The 24,014-nt window shown below is 55.3% G+C and carries 20 protein-coding genes; 5 read left to right on the top strand and 15 right to left on the bottom strand.

The genetic code is table 11. From position 1 onward, the window contains the following. Positions 1–69 precede the first annotated feature (69 nt). The gene (locus AAGR08_RS21390; protein ID WP_345830010.1) at positions 70–1,923 is read left to right on the top strand and encodes a hypothetical protein; all 1,854 of its coding nucleotides are present in this window, start codon (positions 70–72) and stop codon (positions 1,921–1,923) included. Positions 1,924–1,965: 42 nt separating this feature from the next. On the opposite strand, the gene AAGR08_RS21385 is transcribed toward AAGR08_RS21390, so the two are convergent. From AAGR08_RS21385 to AAGR08_RS21345, 9 genes are read right to left on the bottom strand one after another with little or no spacing between them, the layout of a single operon-like run. After that, complete coding sequence (locus AAGR08_RS21385; RefSeq protein WP_345830009.1) at positions 1,966–3,237, bottom strand: TonB-dependent receptor; 1,272 nt, start codon at positions 3,235–3,237, stop codon at positions 1,966–1,968. A gap of 31 nt (positions 3,238–3,268) precedes the next feature. Continuing rightward, positions 3,269–4,657 (bottom strand): FAD-binding oxidoreductase, encoded by a 1,389-nt coding sequence (locus AAGR08_RS21380; RefSeq protein ID WP_345830008.1) that lies wholly within the window; start codon positions 4,655–4,657, stop codon positions 3,269–3,271. A 60-nt stretch (positions 4,658–4,717) separates the two neighbouring features. Further along, positions 4,718–5,518, bottom strand: coding sequence for an ABC transporter permease (locus AAGR08_RS21375; RefSeq protein ID WP_345830007.1), 801 nt, complete (start codon positions 5,516–5,518; stop codon positions 4,718–4,720). Then, positions 5,515–6,348, bottom strand: coding sequence for an ABC transporter ATP-binding protein (locus AAGR08_RS21370; RefSeq protein ID WP_345830006.1), 834 nt, complete (start codon positions 6,346–6,348; stop codon positions 5,515–5,517). Before AAGR08_RS21370 ends, AAGR08_RS21375 begins: the two co-directional genes overlap by 4 nt. After that, positions 6,345–7,316 carry an ABC transporter substrate-binding protein gene (locus AAGR08_RS21365; RefSeq protein WP_097097825.1) on the bottom strand — a complete coding sequence of 324 codons (972 nt, stop codon included), beginning with the start codon at positions 7,314–7,316 and terminating at the stop codon, positions 6,345–6,347. Before AAGR08_RS21365 ends, AAGR08_RS21370 begins: the two co-directional genes overlap by 4 nt. A gap of 9 nt (positions 7,317–7,325) precedes the next feature. After that, the gene (locus AAGR08_RS21360) at positions 7,326–8,204 is read right to left on the bottom strand and encodes a creatininase family protein (protein ID WP_345830004.1); all 879 of its coding nucleotides are present in this window, start codon (positions 8,202–8,204) and stop codon (positions 7,326–7,328) included. 14 nt (positions 8,205–8,218) lie between these two features. Beyond that, positions 8,219–8,674, bottom strand: coding sequence for a RidA family protein (locus tag AAGR08_RS21355; RefSeq protein WP_097097827.1), 456 nt, complete (start codon positions 8,672–8,674; stop codon positions 8,219–8,221). Next, a complete protein-coding gene (locus AAGR08_RS21350) occupies positions 8,664–9,863 on the bottom strand; it encodes an amidohydrolase family protein (protein WP_345830002.1) in 1,200 nt (399 codons plus the stop codon). Before AAGR08_RS21350 ends, AAGR08_RS21355 begins: the two co-directional genes overlap by 11 nt. Further along, a complete protein-coding gene (locus AAGR08_RS21345; protein ID WP_345830000.1) occupies positions 9,860–10,813 on the bottom strand; it encodes a PDR/VanB family oxidoreductase in 954 nt (317 codons plus the stop codon). The genes AAGR08_RS21350 and AAGR08_RS21345 overlap by 4 nt, the downstream gene beginning before the upstream one ends. A 145-nt stretch (positions 10,814–10,958) precedes the next feature. Between AAGR08_RS21345 and AAGR08_RS21340 the strand changes: the two genes are divergently transcribed. Further along, positions 10,959–11,879 carry a LysR substrate-binding domain-containing protein gene (locus tag AAGR08_RS21340; protein WP_097097830.1) on the top strand — a complete coding sequence of 307 codons (921 nt, stop codon included), beginning with the start codon at positions 10,959–10,961 and terminating at the stop codon, positions 11,877–11,879. Between the two features lie 65 nt (positions 11,880–11,944). On the opposite strand, the gene AAGR08_RS21335 is transcribed toward AAGR08_RS21340, so the two are convergent. Further along, positions 11,945–13,222 (bottom strand): glycoside hydrolase family 10 protein, encoded by a 1,278-nt coding sequence (locus AAGR08_RS21335; protein WP_345830813.1) that lies wholly within the window; start codon positions 13,220–13,222, stop codon positions 11,945–11,947. A 246-nt stretch (positions 13,223–13,468) separates the two neighbouring features. Here AAGR08_RS21335 and AAGR08_RS21330 point away from each other — a divergent pair, with 246 nt between their 5' ends. Then, positions 13,469–13,795 (top strand): hypothetical protein, encoded by a 327-nt coding sequence (locus AAGR08_RS21330; RefSeq protein WP_097097832.1) that lies wholly within the window; start codon positions 13,469–13,471, stop codon positions 13,793–13,795. A gap of 32 nt (positions 13,796–13,827) precedes the next feature. Here AAGR08_RS21330 and gabP read toward each other — a convergent pair whose 3' ends face one another. Both gabP and gabT read right to left on the bottom strand, forming a co-directional pair. Continuing rightward, positions 13,828–15,222: a GABA permease gene (gabP, locus tag AAGR08_RS21325; RefSeq protein ID WP_097097833.1), complete on the bottom strand. Its 1,395-nt coding sequence runs from the start codon at positions 15,220–15,222 to the stop codon at positions 13,828–13,830. 102 nt (positions 15,223–15,324) lie between these two features. Continuing rightward, a complete protein-coding gene (gabT, locus tag AAGR08_RS21320; protein WP_345829996.1) occupies positions 15,325–16,587 on the bottom strand; it encodes a 4-aminobutyrate--2-oxoglutarate transaminase in 1,263 nt (420 codons plus the stop codon). Between the two features lie 110 nt (positions 16,588–16,697). On the opposite strand from gabT, the gene AAGR08_RS21315 reads away from it, so the two are divergent. Continuing rightward, positions 16,698–18,182 carry a PLP-dependent aminotransferase family protein gene (locus tag AAGR08_RS21315; RefSeq protein WP_176519231.1) on the top strand — a complete coding sequence of 495 codons (1,485 nt, stop codon included), beginning with the start codon at positions 16,698–16,700 and terminating at the stop codon, positions 18,180–18,182. 88 nt (positions 18,183–18,270) lie between these two features. On the opposite strand, the gene AAGR08_RS21310 is transcribed toward AAGR08_RS21315, so the two are convergent. Then, entirely contained in the window at positions 18,271–19,128 is an 858-nt protein-coding gene (locus tag AAGR08_RS21310; protein WP_345829993.1) for an aldo/keto reductase family oxidoreductase, read from the bottom strand. Between the two features lie 97 nt (positions 19,129–19,225). On the opposite strand from AAGR08_RS21310, the gene AAGR08_RS21305 reads away from it, so the two are divergent. Then, positions 19,226–20,131: a LysR family transcriptional regulator gene (locus AAGR08_RS21305; RefSeq protein ID WP_345829991.1), complete on the top strand. Its 906-nt coding sequence runs from the start codon at positions 19,226–19,228 to the stop codon at positions 20,129–20,131. Between the two features lie 59 nt (positions 20,132–20,190). Here AAGR08_RS21305 and AAGR08_RS21300 read toward each other — a convergent pair whose 3' ends face one another. Both AAGR08_RS21300 and tssM read right to left on the bottom strand, forming a co-directional pair. Then, positions 20,191–20,541 (bottom strand): DUF6277 family protein, encoded by a 351-nt coding sequence (locus AAGR08_RS21300; protein ID WP_097097837.1) that lies wholly within the window; start codon positions 20,539–20,541, stop codon positions 20,191–20,193. A gap of 25 nt (positions 20,542–20,566) precedes the next feature. After that, the gene (tssM, locus tag AAGR08_RS21295) at positions 20,567–24,001 is read right to left on the bottom strand and encodes a type VI secretion system membrane subunit TssM (protein ID WP_345829987.1); all 3,435 of its coding nucleotides are present in this window, start codon (positions 23,999–24,001) and stop codon (positions 20,567–20,569) included. Positions 24,002–24,014 lie beyond the last annotated feature (13 nt).

Below are 24,014 nucleotides of genomic sequence, written 5' to 3'. Positions count from 1 at the left end.
AACATATTAAATTTCAATTAGTTATACTCCATGGTGCAGTCACTTCTCTTATTATTTCAGGGGTAGACCATGGCGAATACGTCCAGCAATACCAATATCACTCCACAAAATGCCCTCACCGGTGCCGCAAGCGTTATACAGCTACGCGACATTGCAGAATTAAAAGCCACCGAACCTTCAGCGCCTGGCGAAATTGCGTCAGTGCTTGAATATACCCGCGGCACCAAAAATGGCGGCGGTGTATTTATTTACGATGCTACCGACACCAAAAGTATTGACGATGGAGGTTTGATTTTCGTCACGCCAGGCAATAAGCGCTGGAAACGGGTACTTTTTGATTATAACGCGGTAACCGTGCTGGATTTTGGCGCCGTAGCCGATGGCAAAACCGACTGTATTGATGCGGTAAAGCGGATGTTCGCCTGGTCACAGCGCGTGCTGCCTTCGGCGGGTATTCGCTTTACGGCTGGCGTATTTAGCATGTCGACCTTTGATATCTCAGACACTGAAATTAATCGCTTCAAGGTCACCGGCGCGTCGGTTAATTTTGGCTATTTCCCGACGACGACACTGTTGTTTAACTGGAATACTCAACCGCGCGGACTGCATTTCTTTAAAGTTAACGCGCGTTACGTTGAAATCTCTGGATTCGTCGTCAAAGGGATGAGTTCGAACAGCGGTGAAGATGGCGGGTCCGCATTCAATAAAGTGGGGTTCTTTGCCAATACCATTACTGGCGGCCAATTTCTGCGCGTGAGCAGCATGGAGTTCCGCTATCTTGGTGGACGCGCCCTGGATTTAATCGACACGTTAGATTGTAAAATCGATCAGTTCTATTCACGCGGCTGTCAGGACAGCATTGTCTACGCACGCTGGTCCGATCAAGAGCGGGGCGCATGGGATCACTCAACGGCCATTGAGCTATCAAATTTCAATTTGCAGGGCAGCACAATTAAACCCACGCTGGATCTGCCGCGCTGTACGCAATCCTTTATTCGTAACGGCTGGATTGAGCACGCAGAATACGCGGGGGATCTCACCAATGGGCAATGGGTGATAGAAGGTCTGGCGATTGAATCTACGCAGTATCCACTGAAGCTGGGCTATTGTCGCGCCACAATCATTCAAAAAAGTATTCATAATCAAAGTGCTGGTTTTGATTACAGCACCGAGGGAATTGAACCCTGGACGTTAATTTCAGAGGGCGATCGCGGCGTGCTGGAAATTTCCGACTGGGGCGCGGTGATTCAGGGATCGCTTAATTACGATGTGATTACCTCACAGCACCACATGGATAACCGTAAAGATGCCGATCAATGGTTCTATGTCGGTGAATTCAACTTCTCCGGTTCATCAACGCAGATCCACGTGCGCATTGTCGGTACGGCGCAATATCTTTCGCAAAGCGAAACGCAAACCGATTTTAGTAACCGAACCCCAGAAGGCTCCGCCAATATTTATTTGCAGGCGCGTGATAATGCCGATTCCATTGGCAGTTGGCACAGCGAAGGTTCCAGTCCGGTGGTGAAAGTGCATATTTCCGGGCCGGGAACGCGGACTAAGCTGTACGTTAAAATTGCGGCGTATACCGGTTTCTCAATTGCGCTGGTGGAAACTAACGGTAAAGATCGTTATCAGGCTGGTTTGTGCTTTATCTTCCGCAAAACTTATACCGCCTGCAGTGCGGAAGAGAGTAAAACCCTGGATGCCGAGAAGGTGGTGGCATTTGAGCAGCACTGGATTGGAAATAAAAATGTGGGTTTTGGTTACAACGATAATAAAGAACTTCTGCTGCATGGCCCAACCTTCGAAAAAGCCGTACAAGATGCGGACGGCAAATGGCGCACGCGTCGTTTTCTCAAGGTTCGAGTGAATGGTACTGAACGCAGTATAGAGTTGCTGAGTGCCACCGATCCTTATTAACAAATAAAGCCAGCAACATCACGTTGCTGGCGTGATTATTCGTTAGAAATCGTACTGCAAACTTAAACGGTTCTGCCAGAATTTCGCATCATACAGCGGCGAGGTTTGTACACCGGCAAAATCGGTGAGACTCAATCCTTTGAGCACGCCGCTGAAGGCCCAGGTAAAATAAACCAGATATTCAGACTGATTAATACTGTCTGAAGAGGCTGACGGTTTGAGATCCATAAACGAATACTGCGTACCAAGCGACAGGTTTTCATTCAGCACATAATTGAGATTGGTGGAATAGGCATTTCCGCTCCCCAAATCCTGAGTACTGGTGAAGAACGGTTGTGCGAAGTAGGGACCCGAAGCGCTATTGTGCGCATACGGCACCACCAGCGATCCGTTGCCCCAACTGTTAGCGCTGGCAGCAATGTGATCGTAACCCAGCTTCCAGCTCAGCGCAGGCGTGAAAGCGAGCGCCAGCTGAGCACCGTAGGACGTGCTGTTCACTTCACCTGCTAACGCTTTGCCGTCGCTGGTGCCGCGCATGAATTGTAGTCCGACATCCGGCTGGAATAACGTCTGCTGCCACTGGATGTGGCTTTCGCCATACACCAGGCGTGAATAGTCGGCGTACTCTTCATACCATAACTGACCGGTTAGTTTTTTATCGTCCCACTGCGATCCTCGTCCACCGCCAATGGCCCACATACCATTGGTGCGTTCATCAATATCCGTATAGGCGGTGGTGTTCAGGAACTGATCGTCACCCCACGGCTTATAGCGCCAGACTTTGGTGGCATGTAGATAATTGGTGCTGTCACCGTAATTGGCATCGACACCACGAAACAAAATAGGGGTAATACGCCAGTCGTAGTCGCCCACGAACGGAATATTGATACGCTGATCGCCCGCGGTAATTTTAAAGTCATCCTGTTGCCAGCTTAAATAGGCTTCGCCGACATTGGTTTGGTTAGTGCCAATATCACTAATGGTATGTGCTTCATCGGGATGATCGATACCGCGTAAAAATATTGCACTGACGCCCGCGCGAAAACCATATACCGGGGCGGTTTCATATTTCAGGCTACCACCGTAGCTGGTGGTGTCTTGATTAAAGCCTTTAGAAAAATACGCATTGTGCGTGGAGTAATAAAGCGTACGCAGACTGCCACTAACCGTACCGCAGGTGAAAATATCGGTGAAACTCTTTACGCCGCTGGCGTCGTACTGACAATCACTGATATTGCTCTGCGAGGCCGCCATCGCTGCCGGAGCCAGAGGGAAAAACAGCGCAGCCAGTCCGACACTTTTCAGTGTTTTCATTTGCACATCCCTAATTGAGAAAAAAAGAGGATTAATTCACCCCCGGAATAGAGACATCCGGTAAAGTTTCACGGACTTCCCAGCCGCGTAATTTGCCGGGATTTAATAAATTATGCGGATCGCATGCCCGTTTCATTGCCACTACATCGGCGCGCACCGTGCCTTGCTTGCCGTCTTCAATATGAATGACGTGCGGGTTATTTATTTTTATGCCGTTGGCCCGATAAATATCCATAATGTCGTTGAGACGATCTTCATCGCGATAACGCACCAGCGGTAATCCGCTACAGGTAAGCATTCCGTTCATGTCGCGCAGGAATTCAATGTGCGACATCACTTCATCAGAGAGTTGTGCTTCCAGCGCCAGCGCCTGCTGATAATAGTTTTCCGCCGCGTAAGCGGTTTGCAGGTAGGTCAGGGTTTTGTCGATCTTCAGCGCCTGCAGGGTAGTGTGGTTCCAGCAGTATTCAATTAGCGAGTGGCCGCGGTTTTCCCCTGCGGCAAAATGCAGCGCGTTATGGCCTGCGTGCTGTGCCAGCAGCGAAGGCAGCAGCGCATCGCTTTCGCTGCCCACCACGGATATGACGCCGTGCTTACCCACCACATCGGCATTGGTCAGGTCGGTGAAGTAATCCAGCACCGGAGCGGCAAATACCGCAACCTGGCGTTTTACTAATCCCGGCGAGCGTGCCAGCGCATCGGCAAATGCCATCGCTGTTGGGAAATCGGCAAAGGTATCGAGGCGTTCTATCCAGTCATGGCAGGGCGCCAGCGCCAACTCGATCTCTAGCACAATGCCGTTGCTGCCGTAGGCGTGATGCAGCAGCAGCGCGTCTGGCGCCTGTAACGTTATAATGCGCGGCGTCTCTTCCATGGTCATCATCCGCACTGACAACACGTTGCCCGGCGCGGCCAGCGGACCGTAATTGATTGAGCCTACGCCGCCAAAGCCACCGCCAAACAGGCCGCCAAGCGTGGCCAGTTTCCACGTGGAGGGCATGCAGCGCAGTTCCCAGCCGAGCGGACGCGTGTGTGCCTCAAGCTCGCCAAGACGGATCCCCGCCTGCGCGCGCACCGTGCCGTGTCCCATGGCGGTAACGGCGTTGAGGCGTGTCATATCGACCATGACGCCGCCGTTCAGCGGGATGAGTTGACCATAATTGCCGGTGCCGCCGCCGCGCAGATTGAGCGGAACACGCCCTTTGGCGCAGGCTGCGACGATATGCGTGAGTTCGCGTTCATCACGTGGGCGCACCGCCAGTTCAGCAAATTTCTCTTCCAGTTGGGGTTTCAGCACCGGGCTGAACCAGTGGAAATCACGCGACAGGCGCTTGACCTTCGGCGCTTCTTTGATCCAGTCAAGTTCAGGCAACGCCGCGACCAGCGCCGCCAGTGCAGACTGGCGATCGGAATCAGACATGTTTTATTCCTGTGTAAAAAGGTTTTCCGTAGGGTCGCCATTTATGGCGACCCTACGATGTTAACTGGGGCTCATTTCACTCTCATGCCAAGCCGCCAGCACGCGGCGCGTCAGCCACGACATCAGGGCGAACAGCAGGAAGCCGGCCAGTGAAATCAGCAACAGCGCGGCAAACATCAGCGGGATATTCAGCTGATAACCGGCCTGGAGAATCTGGTATGCCAGGCCGGTATCGGTGCCGCCGGTGCCGGCAACGAACTCGGCTACCACCGCACCAATCAGCGACAAGCCGCTGGAGATGCGCAGCGCGCCGAAGAAGTACGGCAGCGCCGAAGGAATGCGTAAACGCAGTAGAATCTGCATCCGCGAGGCGTGATTGAGACGGAAATAGCTCAGCAATCCGGGCGATACGCTACGTAAACCCTGGGTGGTGTTGGAAATGATCGGGAACACCGCCATCAGCGTGGCGCACACCACCAGCGACAGCGTGGTGTCCTTCACCCAAATGATGATCAGCGGGGCGATGGCGACAATTGGCGTCACCTGTAAAAACACGATGTAAGGGAACAGCGCGGTTTCAATAAAGCGGTTCTGCACCAGCAAAAACGCCACAATCGAGCCGATCACAATCGCCAGGGCAAAAGAGATTACGGTGATTTTCAGGGTGTAAAGTAGCGACATAAACAGCGTGGAAAAGTTTTGCACCAGGCTTTCCGCCACCACCAGCGGTGACGGCACCAGAAATGCCGGCACCTTAAAGGTGGTGACCAGAAACTGCCACAGCAGCAGCATGGCGATGGCGACGATGGCCGGGAACAGCCACTGCTGAAATTGACGATGGGCCGCTAACGGTTTCATCATTGACTCTCCTGGCTGGCTGCCAACAGACCGCGCTGCAGCAGTTGGGCATAGTGAGTGAAGGTCTGGCTGACGCGGAATTCATCATCACGCGGCGAGGTGGCGTCAATGCGGATATCATCCACCACGCGCCCGGGACGCGCCGCCATCATGATCACCCGCTGCGACAGGAAAACGGCTTCCTGAATCGAGTGCGTGACAAATATCACCGTCAGCTTCTGCTCCTGCCACAAATCGAGCAGATCGCTATCCAGCTTGTTGCGCGTGATCTCGTCCAGCGCGCCAAATGGCTCATCCATCAACAACACTTTAGGCCGCGTTACCAGCCCCCGTGCAATGGATACGCGCATCTGCATACCGCCCGAAAGCTCGCGCGGCAGCACGTGACCAAACTGGCCGAGACCAACCAGTTCGAGAATCTCGCGTACGCGGGTATCGGCTTCAGCACGTGGTACGCCGGCCAAATCGAGCGGCAGACGCACATTTTTGTGCACGTTGCTCCACGGCATTAGCGTGGCTTCCTGAAACACGAACGACAGTGGCAAATCGCGCTGGTTCTCACGTCGATCGCGGCGAAACAGCATCAGCTTGCCATCCGTCGGTTCAATCAACCCGGCGATCATCTTCAATAGGGTGCTTTTGCCGCAGCCAGACGGACCCAGCAGCGAAACAAATTCGCCCTGACGAATGGTGAGATCGACCGGCAGCAGCGCGCGCGTGCCGTTGGGATAGATTTTCTCTGCCGACAGCACCTCAATCGCCGGTGCCGCCGCCGAACGCGGCACCGCCTGCGCATCCTGGTTGAGCAGCGTTAGATGACTGGCGCTATTCATGGCAGTACCTTAACGTCTTGGATGAATTTCAGCGTGTAGCTGCCGTCAAACGGCACTTTGGCGGGATCGATCAGCTTGGTATCGACCAGCAGTTGCCAGGTTTGTTTGAGACGCGCTTCGGTCATGATGCCGATGCCGCCGGTTTGCGCATCGCCGCCGGTCAGCATCTGGTATTTCTTCATCTGCGCGATGCCGAACGCAATCTGATCATCGCTCATCTGTGGGTTCTCTTTTTTGATCAGCACGTTGCCGGCACTGGGATCGTGCAGATAGTTTTTCCAGCCCTGCATTGATGCTTTGACAAATGCCGCGACCGCGGCCGGACGTTTCTCAATGGTTGATTTCATGCACACGATGCTGTTGCCGTACGGCGGATAACCCCAATCGCTGATGGGATACACATTGGCCTGCGCGTTAGCTTTCTGCACCGCATAAGGTTCCGAGGTGATATAGCCTTGCTGCACCAGCGTTTTATCGGCAAGGAATGGCTGAATGCTGAAGGTGTAAGGCCGTACGCGAGCATTTTTCAGCTTCAGCGCGCTCTGCGCCCAGGGCCAGTACGAGGTGTAGGCTTCGGCGGCCAGCAGGAAGGTTTTACCCTGCAGATCGGCTTGGTTTTTCACATCCGGATGGGTAAGAAAGGCAATCGCCGAGTGTTGGAAGGTGGTCGCCACCGGCATCGCTTCCACGCCTTGCTGCCAGATTTCCAGCGCCTGCATGTTATCGCTGATGATGCAGTCCGCCTGGCCTGCGGCCATCAACTGCATGGTGTGCACCTGCGGGCCGCCCATTTTGATGGTGACGTCGAGACCCGCATCACGATACAGATTCTGCGCCTGCGCCTGATAGAAGCCGCCGTGTTCGGCCTGCGCGTACCAGTTGGTCATAAAGGTGAATTTTTCTGCCGCCATGCCCGGGGCCGAGAGGGCCAGCGCAAGTGCGGCAACAATGCTCAATGTTTTTTTCATCAATAGTCCCTAGCGCGGTTGTAAAAAGGCGGCTGCGTCGTTGTGATCTAATACTTTGCCTTGCCACTGGCCGGTGCCCCACGCCGGTTCGGCGCGTGTCACCCACGTCATCTGATGCACTTCGGTAATGACCTGCGCCCAGCTTTCCGCCAGCGACTCAAGGATCGCCGCACCCTGCTCAGGCGTGGAGGGTAAGGGATCGCCAATCACGCCGCTCGGGCCGAAATCATAGGAAGCCCAGGCCGCCATTGGTTTGTTGGTTGAAAGCGTCGGACAGGGGAATGCCGGCGGATAGTTGGCTACCGCTTTATCCATCTGCACGGTATCCGGTGCCAGCGCCAGCATCAGCGCGGTTTCGGCGTGACCGGCGTGCATCGCCATTTGCCGCTCTTTGTCGTCCATAAAGCTTTCAGCGCAGTTCGGCACTTTGAAGGTGTCTTGCATGATGATGATCATGTCGCCGTGGCGCAGGCGCAGCTCGCGTGCCGCCATCTGTAGCGGCTGCGGCTGGCCACCGTGACCATTAACCATCAGAAATTTGCGGAAACCGGCGCGATAAAGCGATTCGCCAATCTCCAGAATGGTGTGCAGCAGGGTTTCGCCGGTCAGCGTCAGCGTACCGGGAAAATGCAGATGCTCATCTGATTTGCCGTAGGTAATCGGCGGGATGGCGTAAGCCGGAATGTCAGCGGGTAAACGCGCCAATGCATGACCGACCACCCCCGATGAGATCACGCTATCCACCGCGCACGGCAGATGCGGACCATGCTGCTCAATCGCGCCGGTCGGCAACACGATAACGGTATTGGCTTTATCGTCCAGCGTGGCGATGTCAGTCCAGCTCAGATACGGCAAAAAGCGGTTTGCCGGAATATAACCATGCAACATTTGAACTCCTCGTGTTATTGCGGCAACCACGCCGTGGCTTCAACTTCGATTAAAACGTCCGCACTCGGCAGCATTTCACTCACCTGCACCACGGTAGAAACCGGCGGCGCATCGGGGAAAAATTGCTTCCGTACCCGGCTGTAGTGGGGGAAGTGATCGAGATTGCGGAAATATTGCACCAGCTTGAAGACATCGCTCATCTGACCGCCCGCGCTTTCGATGGTGGCGCGAATGCTTTCCAGCACGTACCAGCTCTGCGCCAGAATCGGCCCCTCTTTGATGTCGGTAGAGAATTCACCCGTACGACCCAGCAGGCGCTGCGCTGCTTGTGGAATGTCGTCGTAACCGCGCACGATAGTGGCAGTTTGCGGATTCACCGGAATAATGCCGGAGAGGAAAATAAAGTCGCCCGCGCGTCGCCACGCAGCATATTTCGCCAGCGGTTTTCCCGCTCCTTCATCAAGCGCCATTTGTTGTTTCTCCATAACGCACACCGTTTTTTAGCCGATAGCGCTGGCGTTGACGTAACGGCCAGCTCGCCACATCGGCATCAGGAAATATCACCAAGTCGTTGCCCTGTAGCGCGCGGCGCTGGCAAATCAGCGCCGAGGCTTCATCAAACGCCGCGCCCAGTTGCAGGCTGAGCAAGCCGCTAAACAGCGTATCGAGCGGGTCATAACTACCGAACGGGCAGAACGCATCTTGTACGTTGTCGGCACCGAGCAGCAGCGGAATGCCTAACGCCTGTGCCTCTTTCACCAACGTCAAACCGCGCTGACGTGGAGTGCGGCCCGGCACCGCGTCCTGTAACAGCAGGTTGGTGAGCGGCAGCGCAATCAGCCTGACCTTGTGTTGTGCCAGCACCGCAAGGATCTGCTCTGCGTCATCCTGCTGTGACAGCGCACAGCTGTGGCTACAGGTGATTTGCCCGCTAAACGGATGCTGCTGCAAATAGTGCGCCAGCCAGCGTAATCCCTGCGCTTGCGGGTTAAGTTCTTCATCAATATGCAGATCGACATCCAGCTGCCACCGCTCTGCAGCATCCAGCAGACGCTGAAACGCCTGTGCATCCCAGTTGCTGCTGTGAATAAAGCCGCCCAACAGCGCGCCTGGACCGCTGGTCGCCACCTGTGCGGCAATGTGCTGCGCATCGCTGGCATCGGTGAAGAAGGGCAACGGAGCCAATGCTACGCGTTCGATGCTGCACAGCGGATGGTGCAGATCGCCCATAACTTGCCACGCTAATGGTGCATCAACCGAGAACCAGTCAATGTGCGTGCGCAGCAAACCGACGCCGGCTTCCGCCGCCCAGTGCAGCGCCTGCGTGGCGCGCTGCTGCAAATCTTCGGCGTTCCAGTGCACGCGATCCTGATGCATCGCCGCAATCGCCGCCAGCAGCCCTGGCTGTTGCGCCGGGCTCCGTTCGATGGTGAAGGTTTTATCCAGATGCGCATGCGGCTCGACAAAGGCAGGTAACACCAGCGCACCGTGGAGCGCCAGATAACCCGCAGGTTGTGATGCGTTGGTCGGTTCAAATTGCAGGCCTGAGGCGTGGAAATGCAAGGTCGCCAGCTGCGGTTGGTTGTTTACTAACGGCCAGTTTTCAGGCAATAGCCAGCGCGGCAAACGTGCGCCTGTTGCACCTAAAAAGCGGCTCATAAATCCAGCACCAGCAGAGGAGAATGGGCGCGTGAACAGCACAGCACGATGCAATCATTGGCAGCACGTTCGTGCTGGCTCAGCACATCATCGCGGTGATCGGGTTCGCCCGCTAATACGCCGGTGATGCAGGCGCCGCACATGCCTTGTTCGCAGGAGAGTGCGATCGCAATGCCCGCGTCCTCGAGCACCTCGGCGATGCTTTGATCGGCGCTAACGGCGAAGCGCGCACCGGAAGAGGCAATTTCGATTTCAAAAGCGCTATCAGCAACAAGCCGCGGTGCGTCGCTGGGCCTGAAGCGCTCGCTGTGTAGCTGGTCGAGTTTCCAGCCCTGTTGCTGCGCCAGCTGCTGTAGATGATCCATAAAACCTGCGGGACCGCAGTAGATCAATGCGCTGTTATGCGGCTGTTTGAGATCGTCCGGGATGCGCTGACGCAGGCTGTCGCTTTCGCTGCTGTAGTGAATGACCGCGTGCGGCCCCAACGTTGCCAGACGTTCACAAAAGGCCAGTTCATCGGCGCGTTTCAGATAGAGATGCAACGTGAAATCCGCCTGGCGTGCGGCTAATGCTTCGGCCATAACCAGCAGCGGTGTTAAACCGATACCGGCCGCAAACAGCAGCGTGCGCGGCGCCTGCGGCAGCGGAAAATGGTTGCGCGGAGAGGAGATCTGCAAGCCATCGCCCGCTGCCAGCTGCTGATGCAGCCAGCGCGAACCGCCGGTTGAGCGCGCATCCAAACGCACGCAGATTTGGTAATGATTGGCTGCCGTGGAGCAGAGCGAATACTGGCGTTTACCGCAGCCGGGAATCTCCACATCAATATGCGCGCCGGGCGCAAAAGCCGGCAGCGGCTGGCCGTCTTCACTCGCCAATGTGAGTAATACATTGCCTGCACCGTTGGACTGCTTTGCGATGACGGTGACAGCCAGGGAATCTGTCTGCTTCATAGTTTGTCTGCCTGAACAGGGATGTCATCAGCCGCAAAGCCGCGCAAACCCTTGTTTTTATCATGGCAGCGATTATTATTTTGCCATGTGTAAGCGTCCATCTGTTTAATTCGCATGATGCGTTGCAAAAAAGAGAGCACCCGTTATGTTCGCCTTCTCCCGATTTCTGCTCTATTTCACGGAAGTAGCCCGCCAGGGTTCACTGCGCAAGGCTTCTGAGGTATTGCACGTCTCCGCTTCGTCAATTGATCGACAGATACTCCGCGTGGAAGAACAGCTGGATATGCCGCTGTTTGAACGTCATCCATCAGGATTACGTATGACCGCAGCGGGCGAAATTTTGCTGAATGCCGCGAAAAACTGGCAGCGTGAGTTTGGCCGCGTCTGCACTCAGCTGGACGATCTGCGCGGACTACGCCATGGGCATGTGCATATCGCCACGATTGACGCCATCAACCGCGGCTTCTTTTCCTCGATCTTGCAACGGATCCGAGGAGAATATCCCGGCATCTCGTTTACGTTGACCACCATGAGCAATATCCATATCGCCAATGCGTTAACCTCTGGCGATGCGGATTTCGGCATCATGCTCAATCCACAAAGCTCGCGCGAGCTGCTGGTGAAATCCTTTGCGGATTTACGCCTGGGGATTGTGGTGAGTAGCCAGCATCCGCTGGCGAACCGGGAGTCGATCCGCTTTAGCCACTGCGAATCCTGGCCGTTTATCGTACCTGCAGCCCCGCTGATGCTAGCCGATCCGCTGGAGGCGCTGATAAACAGTTCAGGGATTAAAATTCAGGAAGTGGCGCGCACCAACAACATTCATATGCTGCGTTCGCTGGTACGCGATGACGTGGGAATTAGCCTGATGTGCTGGCTGGATATCGTGGATGAATATCGACGCGGTGAACTGAAGTTTATTCCGCTGATTGATAGCGTGCTGAAGCCATTTACGCTGTCGCTGTGCGTGGCGCCACAGCGGCAACTTTCGATTGCCGCTTCGATGATGCTGCGCGAACTGGAGTCATTTTTTGCGTTGATGCAGAGTGAGGAGTTGCTGGCTTAACCCGCATATCGCGCGGTTTGTGGCCACGTGCGCATCAATGCGCACCCCACGTGTAGGGGAGCCATTTATGGCGACCGGCCCCAGCGGGTGCGCAAATAATTCACCGCATCCTGGGTTTGCGGTTGATTAAGGTAATTCTCGCGGAACAAAATCGTACCGTTAATTTGCGGCACCGACTCATTGAGATCGAGCTGTTTTTTCAGCTCAGGCACACCGCCATTTACCGTCCAGTCTGGCTCGCTTTTCGAGGCCTCGCCGATTTTATACAGCGCCACGCCAATATATAGCCGCGTGTGCGTCGGTTTCACCACGTCCGCCCACCAGTGTGCCAATACGTCATAGCGGGCAGCCTGGCGCGCAAACGGCCAGTAAAGCTGCGGTGCAATGTAATCAAGCAGGCCCATTTGTACCCAGCGGCGCGTGTCGGCATAGGCTTCGTCATACGCTGCAGCACCGCGCGTGTCGGAACCGGCGGCATCATGTGACACATTGCGCCACACGCCCGCCGGGCTGACGCCAAATTCAACATTCGGCTTGAGCTGCTTAATGGTGCGCGATACCTGCTCAATCAGCAGTAACGTATTATTGCGGCGCCAGTCGGCCTTTGAGGCAAACCCCTGACCATATTGACGGAAGGTAGCGTTATCGTTGAGGGTGGAACCCGGCGTTTCGGTATAGAAATAGTCATCGAACTGCACGCCATCGATAGCGTAGTGCGATACCACTTCCGCAACGATGCTGGTGATCCAGTCGCGGGCTTCAGGGATGCCGGGATCGAGCACAAAGCGGTCGCTGGCGGTGCGGATCCAATCGCGATGCAGCACAAATACGCTGGCGGGCTGCAGCGCTAAGGTATTATTCAGCGCGTTAACGGTAGAGGGTTTGACGTTGGTTGAGATGCGATAGGGATTGAACCACGCGTGCACCTTCATGCCCCGTTTATGCGCCTCATCCAGCATGAATTTCAGCGGATCGTAGCCGGGATCCTCGCCAATTTTGCCGGTCAGCATATCTGACCACGGTAGAATGCGCGATCGCCACAGCGCGGTACCATCCGGTTTCACCTGAAAGAAAACGGTATTGATGCCGAGGCTTTTCAGCTTATCCAGTTTGCTGGTTAGCGCTTGCTGCTGCTGGCTGATGCGGATGGCTGGACTGGCATTAACTGAATTCATCGGCGGCCAGTCGAGGCGTGAAACCGTCGTCAGCCACACGCCGCGCACCGGCTCGTTATGCTGCAATGGTTGGCTCGGCATCGGGGGTTTGGGCACCGACGGCAAAGGGGTGACCAGTGATTTCGGCGGCGGCGATGAGCAGCTGGCGAGGAGCAGGGCAACGGTAATGGCCGCTAGCGCGGTGGATTTCCTGACGCGAAGAAAACGATGTGAACAGGCTATGATAAACTCCCTTTCTTACAACTTTCTGTTCGAAGAGCCTCATTCTCTTATCATGCGAACTAAAGTCAATATAATCGCACCATCACAAATACTGGTCGCCATGAATGGCGACCCTACATTCGAACGCTGCATTTACATAGCATCGTCATTGATTGCGACCGCCAAGCATACTTATTGAGGAACCCAAAACCTATGCAATACGAAGACCTTTATCGCCGTATCGGCCAGATCATCTTTAGCTGTGGCCCAGAAGGTGCGCGGGAATTGATCGTCCAGGCCGAATTATTTGCGGACGATGATGGCGGGCAATTCCAGTTCGATTACCTTGATGAAAACGGTGAGCCGGATTGGTTTGAACCGGATGCGCGCGCGATTGGCGATCTCTCCGAGGCGCTGAAGGAATTTCAGCAGTACTTCGTCGATAACAAGATGACCAATGGTTTGCCGGTATGGAGAAAGTGCGTGGTAAACCTTAACGTGCCGGAAGAGGCGATCAGTATCGACGTGCAGTACGATTAAGTTCCGCGGCATCCTTGCCCGGAATCAACCCGTTAGGAACGTAACGCCACCATCTTCTCGCTTTTACGCGCCACACGTTTGCGTTGCACAATGCGGCTGGCGGCGACCACTGCCAGCGTTAACAGGCCAGTGGCGATGATCTCTGGGCGATGCTGTTGATTAAACAACATGGCAATCAACACGCCGACGATGAACACCATGGTCGCCCACGTCAAACCTGGGAATAGCCACATGCGATAGCTGAGCGTTTCGCCGCGCGCTTCGCGCTTTTTGCGCAGTACCAGATGTGAAGCAGCGATCACCAGATACACCAGCAGCGCAATGGCACCCGAGCTGGCCAGCAAAAATTCAAACACCGCGCTTGGTGCCAGATAATTGGCGATGACGGCGAGGAAGGCGGCTGCCGTAGAGAACAGCACGGCAACCCATGGCGTACCGCTGCGGGTGGTGCGTGACACCATGGCCGGTGCATCCTGACGGCGTGACAGCGAGTAGATCATGCGCGATGCGGTATACAGCGCCGAGTTAAGACAGCTACACACCGCGATTAAGACCACAACATCCACGATCTGTTTGGCGTACGGCACGTTCATCATCTGCATTGCCGTCTGGTAAGAACCGGCTTTCATGAGTGACGGCGTATTCCACGGCACCAGCGCGACAACAATAAAAATCGACAGTAAATAGAACAACGCGATACGCCAGATCACTGAATTGGTGGCTTGGGTGATCTGCTTCTTCGGTTCGCGTGATTCCGCAGCGGCAATAGTGACGATTTCTGTCCCCATAAACGAGAACATGGTAGTGAGAATGGCTGCCAGTACCGCGCTAATACCGTTGGGCATAAAGCCTTGCGTATCGTACAGATGTGAGATGCCTTGCGTGCTGCTACCCGGCATCAAACCAAATACCGCCAGGCTTCCTGCACACAAGAACGCGACAATCGCCACCACTTTCAGCAGAGCAAACCAGAATTCGAATTCGCCATAGTTTTTCACGCTAAACAGGTTGCTGATGGTCAGGAACGAGGTGATCGCCAGCGTGTATTCCCATACTGCAACCTGTGGAAACCACGAATGCAGAATGGTGCCCGCCGCGTTGGCCTCCAGCGGAATCACCAGCACCCAAAACCACCAGTAAAGCCAGCCGATAGTGAACCCGGCCCAGCGACCGAGTGACTTGTCGGCATAGGTTGAGAAGGAGCCCGAATCAGGGGACGCCACGGCCATTTCCGCCAGCATACGCATAATCAGCACCACCAGCGCGCCCGCCGCTATATAGGCCAGCAGCACCGCAGGACCGGCTTCGGCAATGGCATGACCTGAACCGACAAACAGTCCGGCACCGATGACGCCACCAATTGACAACATGCGGACGTGACGCGGTTTCAGGCCTTGAGCCAGTACATCGGCATTCTGTGAACTCATCTATATTTCTCCAAAGCGTCTCTCAGGCAGCACGCAGCACTGCCGGGTTACAACAGGTGAGAAGCCCAGCCCGCAGTGCGAGCTGGGAAGAGCGGCGAAAGCCTAAGAATCGTAATGTTGACTCAGCACGCTGCCGAGGATGTCCAGAGCCTGGCTGAACTGCGCATCAGGGATGGTGAGCGGATAGAGGAAACGAATGACATTGCCCTGTGGACCACATGTCAGCAGCAGCAGGCCTTGTGCCATCGCCTGTTGCTGAATGGTCTGTGCCGTTTGTGCCGAGGCAAATTCCACTGCCACCATAGAGCCCAGGCCACGGATATCAATGATGGAAGAACAGCTGCTGCGCGCGCCGTGCAAGAAATCAATCAACTGGGCGCCGAGTTGTTCTGAACGTTCACACAGTTTCTCGTCGGCAATCACGTCAAGTACCGCGTGGGCTGCAGCAATCGCCAGCGGATTACCGGCGTAGGTGCCGCCTAAGCCACCCGGTCCCGGCGCATCCATAATCTCGGCACGGCCGCTGACTGCCGAAAGCGGCATCCCGCCCGCGAGGCTTTTCGCCATGGTGATGAGATCCGGTTTTACGGCGTAGTGATCCATGGCAAACAGCTTGCCAGTGCGAGCAAAGCCGCTTTGCACTTCATCCGCAATCAGCAGGATGCCGTGTTCATCCGCCAATGTGCGCAAGCGGTTGAAGAACGCCGGCGGCGCGACGTGGAATCCGCCTTCACCCTGAATGGGCTCCAGCACGATGGCGGCAACATCCTGCGGCGCGATGTCCTGAGTAAAAATGTCCTGCAGGCTAGCTAACGCATCCTCCACGCTGATGCCGGTTACGCTGTTGGGATAGCGTGCGTGCCATACCGAAGCCGGCATTGGGCCAAAGTCGCGTTTGTATGGCGCCACTTTGCCGGTCATTGCCATGGTCATAAAAGTGCGGCCATGGAAGGCGTTACCAAAGGTGATGATGCCGTGACGACGCGTGGCCGCTCGCGCCACTTTCACCGCGTTTTCGACCGCTTCTGCGCCAGTCGAGAAAAAGGCGGTTTTCGCTTTGCCAGCAATTGGCACCACGCGGTTTAGGCGTTCGGCCAACGCGACATAACTCTCATAGGGCGTGACCTGAAACGCGGTATGGGTAAATTTCTCTAACTGATCGGCAATCGCCTGCACGATGCGGGGATGGCGATGACCGGTATTCAATACCGCAATGCCGCCGGCGAAATCGATCCAGCTATTGCCCTCACCGTCGCGCAGCGTGGCGTTTTCTGCGTGCTCGACATACCACTGACAAAGATTGCCGGTGCCGCGTGGCAGGGCATCATCTTTGCGTTGCTGCAACCGGCTGTTTTTACCTTCCATAACATTTCCTTAGCGATATGCGTCTTTACAAATTATCAACAAACACGCTTATTTATCCCTGCGCTGAGGTATCATGCCAGAGCCACTTTTACAGAAAAGGAGGGAGCCAATTGCGGAGTTTGTACGCAGATCATGTATTGGAGCGCATGCAGTTTATGCAGGAGGGGACGCTGCAGCAGCGTTTGCTGAGCTGTATGCAACTGGCTATCGCCGAGGGCATTTTCCCGCGGGCTACGCGTTTGCCCGCCACGCGTGATTTAGCGCGCGAACTGTCGGTGTCGCGTAATACCGTGCTTAACGTCTATGAAAATCTGATGGCGCAAGGTTATGTCACGGCGCGCACGGGCAGCGGCACCTGGATTGCGGAAAACTTGCCGGAAGGATCGCTGCATACGCCGCGCAACGCTGCCGTAATCGACTCAATGACGGCAAAACCGGCGGCGCTCTCAAAACGCGGGGCTTCGCTGCTGGGTCACGCCAATGCCTCACCTTATCAGTGGGGCGCGTTCGTGCCCGGAGCGCCGGATGTTACGCAGTTCCCGCATAAATTATTCAGCCAGATCCAGGCGCGGTTAAACCGCGAGCCGGATGTCGAACGGCTCATTTACAGCAGCCAGGGCGGCTGCATGCATCTGCGTGAAGCATTGGCGGAATACCTCAGCGTTGCGCGATCGGTGCATGCCAATGCCGATCAAATCATCATTACCGAAGGTATTCATCAGGCGGTGGATTTGGTCTCCCGCGTACTGTGCGATCCTGGCGATCAGGTTTGGATCGAAGAGCCAGGTTACTGGGGCACGCGCAATTTGCTGCGCATCAATGGGCTGAAAATACATGCCGTTGCCGTGGATGAGCAGGGACTAATCCCCGATTTACCGGCGCGTAGCCGTGCCCCAAAAATGATTTTTGTGACACCGTCACATCAATACCCGCTTGGCGTGCACCTGAGCCTTGAGCGCCGTAAGCAGCTGCTGGACCTGGCGCGCAAGCATAAGACCTGGCTGGTGGAGGATGATTACGACAGTGAGTTCCGTTTTTCGGGCCAGCCGTTTCCGTCGCTGCAGGGGTTCGAGCCAGATGCACCCGTGATTTATATGGGCACCTTTAGCAAAACGCTCTATCCCGCGCTGCGGCTCGGCTATCTGGTGGTGCCGAAAGCGTTAGCGCAGCCGCTGCGGGTAGCGGCGGCAGAGCTCTATCGTGGCGGTCATCTGCTGGTACAGCGCGCGCTGGCAGAATTTATTCAGAAAGGCCATTACATGGCGCACATCCGCCGTATGCGTAAGCTTTACAGCCAGCGCCGACGCTTTATGGTCAGCCTGATTGAACGCTATCTCGGCGCGGCCTTTTTACCGCTGGTGAATCACGAAGCAGGTTTACATCTGGTGATGAACTTACCGATGGGATGCGACGATGTCGCCGTCGCCGCGCTGGCACTGCGGCGCGGCGTAAAGGTACGTCCGCTGTCGCAATATTACATGCATCCGCAGGAGCGACGCGGCCTACTGCTGGGTTTTGCCTGTGTCGATGAGCGGCAGTGCCAGGATGCATTTGGTACGTTGAAAGGGTGCCTGGCGGAGATGGGAATTATTTGATGGAGTGGTCGTCATGAATGACGACCCTACAGCGCATATTACCTTCGTAGGGGCGTCATTCATGACGACCCGGTGTGCAAAGCGATGGTTAGGCGATGCTGTCCAAACGACTGACGATTTCAGGCGTGAGTTTCACGTCAGCACTCGCCAGGTTCTGCTTCAGGTGCGCTGGCGATGAGGTACCTGGAATCAGCAGAATGTTCGGTGAACGCTGCAGCAGCCAGGCCAGCGCCACCTGTAACGGCGTGGCGTTCAGCTCGTTCGCTACGTCGGTTAGCCGATCGGACTGCAGCGGAGAAAAGCCACCCAGTGGGAAGAAAGGCACGTACGGAATGCCCTGCGCCGCCAGCTGATCGAGTAGCGCCTCGTCCTGACGATTGGCCAGATTGTAGAGGTTCTGCACGCAGGCAATCGGCGTCATTGCTTGTGCATCGGCCACCTGTTTGGCGGTGACATTGCTTAAGCCGATATGACGAATCAGGCCGCGCTCTTTCAGTTTGATCATCGCCTCAACCTGCGGCTCCAGTGAACCTTCTTTTGGACCATGCACGTCCAACATCGAACGCAGATTCACCACTTCAATCACATCGAGTCCAAGATGACGCAGGTTATCTTCAACCGCCTGTGTCAGCGCCTCCGGGGTGAACGCCGGCAGCCAGCCGCCTTTCTCATCACGACGCGCGCCCACTTTGGTGACGATAACCAGATCGTCCGCGTAGGGATGCAACGCTTTTTTAATCAGCTGGTTGGTAATATGCGGGCCATAAAAATCACTGGTATCAATATGGTTAACACCCGCGCTGATAGCCTCACGCAGTACCTGCAAAGCCCGCGCTTCGTCTTTGGGCGGGCCAAAGACGCCCGGTCCTGCCAACTGCATGGCGCCGTAACCAAGGCGCGCTACCTGGCGATCGCCAAGGGTATAAGTTAATGCTGGATGAGACATGGGAAGCTCCTTTGTCAGTGTGTAGAGTGATTGTAATCGCACCAACGCTGTGCAACTATCCGTGCAAATCGGGACACAGTGTACGAGGTGGCGAACAATGGCAGTAGATATCGCACTGCTGCACGCGGTAGTCGCGGTGGCAAAAGCCGGGGGCTTTCGCGAGGCGGCGCGCATGACGGGGAGTAATCCGTCGCGCCTGAGTGATGCAGTACGGCGGGCAGAAGAGCAGCTTGGCGTGCGCTTGTTTAATCGCACCACGCGCACCGTGGCGTTAACTGAAGCTGGCAGGGCGCTGATGTCGCGCTTACTGCCTGCGATGAACGAAGTGGATGCGGCACTGGATGCGCTAAATACCTTCCGTGATACTCCGGGCGGCACGTTGCGTTTGAATGTCCCGGTCAGCGCCGCGCGCATTGTGCTACCCGCGATTGTGCCGGGCTTTCTCCAGCGCTACCCGGATATCCAGCTGGAAGTGGTGGCGGAGAGCAATGTTCAGGATGTGTTCCGCGACAGCTGTGATGCTGGCGTGCGTTATGACGATCATCTGGAACTGGATATGGTGGCGCTGCCGATTGGCCCTCGCACCCAGCGCTTTGCGTTAGCGGCGGCCCCCGCTTATCTGGCCCAGTTCGGCACGCCGCAGCATCCGCGGGATCTCATGCAGCACCGGTGTTTATACGGACGCTACGCGACCGGCGTGGTAGCCGAATGGGAATTTACGCGCGGTGAAGAAACCGTGCGCCTGCAGCCAAAAGGCCCGCTGATTTGCAGTATCGGCGCGGCCATGGATCTCACGGTTCAGGCCGCAATTGCCGGTTCCGGCGTGGTGTATCTGTTCGAGGATTGGCTGAAACAGGCGCTTGACAGCGGTAGTCTGCAACCGATTTTGCCCGAATGGTGGCAAAGCTTCACCGGCCTGTGGCTGTATTACAACGATCGCCGTTTAATCCCGGCGCCGCTGCAGGCCTTTCTGGATTATGTGCGTGAGCTTAATGCCGCGTGACTGGCTGATAAATTAACGCAACCTAATAAATAAAGCGGATTTTCATCCGCTTATTCACACTAAAACTCGCGCTTAGAGTTGTAGTGTGCCTCTTCAGCAGGCACACCTTTAGCTACCGTATCGCGCAAATCATTCTTCGTTACGTTAAACATTTCAGGCGCATCTTTCATCAATGCCTGTTTATGCGCCTGTAACTGCTGTTGTAACCCAACAAAGGTGCTGCCCATTTGTTCCATCATGGATTTACATGCGCCATTACTCTGCATAGCAACCGCAGCGGAAGAATCCATACCGGATAAACTCATTGATGCGCATGACTGCGTAAAATTTTCCTGAAGAGAACGGTGTACGCTATCGGCGGTTGAATTGCCGCTTTGCGCTGCTGCAAGAATATCTTCTTTATTAATCATGAATAACTCCTTGTCATTACTGGGATTAAGGACATTTAAAATTGCGCAACGCGCGGGACCATAATGGGAAGTTTTGTTGCGCTGAGCGGATAGTAAACGCGAAGCTTCCTGGCATACCGTTCAGCATCATCAACAGCTCTCGCGTATCACTACTCATGTTGCTGACCGTCGCGCGATCATAAAGTCGGAATAGGGCCCAGGGACCTTCGAACATCGCGGTCTGCAAGCTGCCGTCATTGGCTTTGAAAGTGAGGCGAATATAGGTGCCACCTTTTGGCCCTGGCCATTCCACCCGCTCCGGTTGACTTTGACCATGGCTATAACGGATAACCTGTCCATCAATATCCAGTACGGCTTCAGAGATGTTGCTGCTGAGCGTCATTGGCGTGAGGAAAAAGGTTAATGCCATATTTCCGCTGCTGTTAAGCCAGCTTTCACGAATTTTCGCCGCACTTTCAAAAGATCGGACGGTACCTGCAGAAATTAAGCTTGGATCCTTAGCGCGCCAGGGTCGCTGGTTAACATCAACCAGCGATGCGAGGTTTTGGTCGAAAAAGCGCTGTAAGCTGCCATCTTTTGCAAACAGGCGAGAGAAATCGTTAATGCCAATTTCGTTTTTGGCCGTGGTGGAAAACGGATAACGATTGGCGATGATATTTTTACATTCACCGGTGGTCAGTGACGCCGTATTGCTTGAGAGTTTCTGCCGAATCTGCGCCAGGGTCTGGCTTTGGCCGCGTTCAATCAGATCCATCATGACGCTCCTGACCGGATCGGGATAACGCGCGGCATCAATGCGGGCGCGCTTTAAGCCATCATCCGGCGACTGGGCATTACTCTCGCTGCTATTAAGACGAACCGATGCCGCCGCCAGCAGATTATAAAGCTCGTTAAAAGTGCGCTGGAGGCTGTCATTGCCAACATTGCTTTTCGCTAACTCAAGTCCCAGCCGCCGCAGTGGCTGAAAACGATCCTCAACGGCCTGTTCTGGCGTGAGTTTAAAGCGTGAACGATCGCCGGAGATCTCATCGACAATGTCCCGCTTTTGCTTCTGCAAGCTGTAACGCTGTCGGTCAAACCAACTGGTTGCACCGGCATCATCGCGTCCGGTAAGGCTGGTTTCACGGGTAATGAAGCGGATTAAATTGGCTAACGATGAAGAGGGGTCCGCTAACTGGCGCGCAAGTGCTGCCGCATCATCAATGCTTTGCACCGGTCTGGCGCGGATATCTTTAATAAAGTCGGCCCAGTGATTGGCATATTCCAGCAGATAGAGTTTGCGCGTTTCATCCATCAGACGTTGGGTTGCGGTGACCATTTCAAGGTTCGAGGCGCTGTCCTTGTCCGCCATCACCCAGGATTCCTCCTCGAGTACCGCTTTGGACATGTTTTCTACTTCCGGCAACACCACATCGCGATAGCTGGATCGAGTGTAGAAGCCGGGTACCGCAACATCGTTAACCGTGGCGTCGCTTTTACGTCTCAGTGTTAGCATGACGTCACTGCCTGCCGCATTCGCCAGCGTTACATCTGGCATCGCCAGCGCATGTGAACTCTCCCTCAAACGGTTAATCACCCGCATCTGCTGCGGGATTTCCGCCGCTCTCACACGCGCCAGCCGCACCAGATTTACATCAGGTTTTAGCGCCGGCGTTGCCGCTAATGAGAACAACGCCTTCAGATGATAACCAAACAAGGTTTTATTATTGCTGGCGTATCCCGGTGGCGCGAACCGATCCCAGCGCGCCATAAACCAATTATTTAAGGCAACCGGATCGCGATGTGCCGGATCAACCAGCATCATATAAACTTTTAGCGTGCCGTAGACATCATCTTTATGGGTATTGGCGTCCTGCTGGAGCGCATCGATAATATAGGCTTGCACCGCCGGCCAGAATATTTTGAGCAAATGACGATGCCAGGTAGCGGTCGCGGCATCGTTGAGCGCCAGATGTTCGACATAAGGATTCAGGGGCAGGGTATCGACGCTTTCCAGCTGGGCGTTCATATAGCCAAGCTGCTCATAGGCGGCGATCAGATTTTCACCCGGACGCTGCGTCGCCGGGACCTCGCGCACTAAGCGGCGGGTTTCATCGAAGGTGGCATTCACGTAGCCGATATAATCCTTCTCCCATTGGTAATAACGCAACAGCCCCCAACCTGCACCACTCAGAAAAAGTAGCACCAATATAGAGCCGACTAATCGCCGAATCGTTACGGCAGCGGAACGCTGGCCCCCCGAGGTGAGAATATGGCGCTCGGTAATGGCATGGTCGAATCCCGATTGCCACAGTTCCGTGGTGGGATGTGTAGTGGATGATGATCCCCATGATGTTGCGACGTTGAGCGGATCCAGCGCTATCTGGCGAGCGCTGCCCAACCAGATGTGCCGTAGCTGAACTTCGTAGCCTACGGGCGAGGAGGGAAAGATCTGATTGATCAAGCTGAACAGCGGCCTGCTCAGCGTGCCAAGGCTCTCTATGAGTTGCAGAAGCTGGTGTCGCTCGGTTTCTGAATTCACGTCGTGGATCAGTTCCAGTACGTACTGGCTAATGCGCACCAGTAGTGCTGCAAATGCCTGCTCGGCATGTTTTTGGCCCGCCTCAATACTGAATCCAATACCCTGCCTGCGTAAATTGTCGCTCATCATGGCGAGCAAAGAGGCACCTCCGGGCAGTTGATCGAGGTGTGAAAGCATCAGGTAAACCGGAAGATCGCAGCGCGCATCATTGGCGCAGCCGAGCAGGCGAGCACGCAGGGTGTCCGCCAGCGCTTTATGCTCGGATAAGGAAGCCTGGAGCAGCCAGTGCGCATCCAGACAGAGGAAGATGCCATCGATCGGTGGAAACCCGCGCTTGCGTCGCAGCAGGCGAAGTAATGAGGTGCGGGCTTTATCGGCTCTGACGCTGTCTTCACTCTGTGCCCAGCTGCCGGGGGTATCTATCCAGATGGCGTCCCGTGTCAACCACCAGTTGCACTCTTGCGTTGGCCCGGTGCCGGTTGTCGCATGTAATCCATACTGTTCTGCCAACAGGAACGTTTGTTGGCTTTCACTCAGCAGTGAAGTCTTACCGCTGTCCTGTGGCCCCATAACCAAAAACCACGGGCGATCGCGCAGCCAGGGCTGATAAAGCCGATAACACATGCGCCGCCAGTATGTCCGCTGTTCACTTAATCCGACGTAGCGCAGGGTTGATACTGCATCATAGAAGCGGTGATTGCTCACCGCAGAAACGGGCGCCCGGCGGGCAAACGGCGTGAAGAGTTTGCCAGACATCCAGCTGAAGACGCGCGCGATCCACGGCCACACGGCCCAGAACAGCAGCAGGCCGACTAAGATGGCGCGAGGCCACTGGCTTGCAAGGGGAAACCAACGACCAATCGCAATCAGCGGACCAATCCACCAGATCACTGCGCTGACCACAAGAGCAAATATAAGTATAAAAAGATGACGAAACATGAACTGTCCTTAG

This window comes from Pantoea sp. BRR-3P (assembly GCF_039621635.1).
Lineage (GTDB): Bacteria > Pseudomonadota > Gammaproteobacteria > Enterobacterales > Enterobacteriaceae > Pantoea > Pantoea floridensis.
Note: the sequence above shows the minus strand (reverse complement) of the source record. Positions and strands in the feature narration are given on the sequence as shown.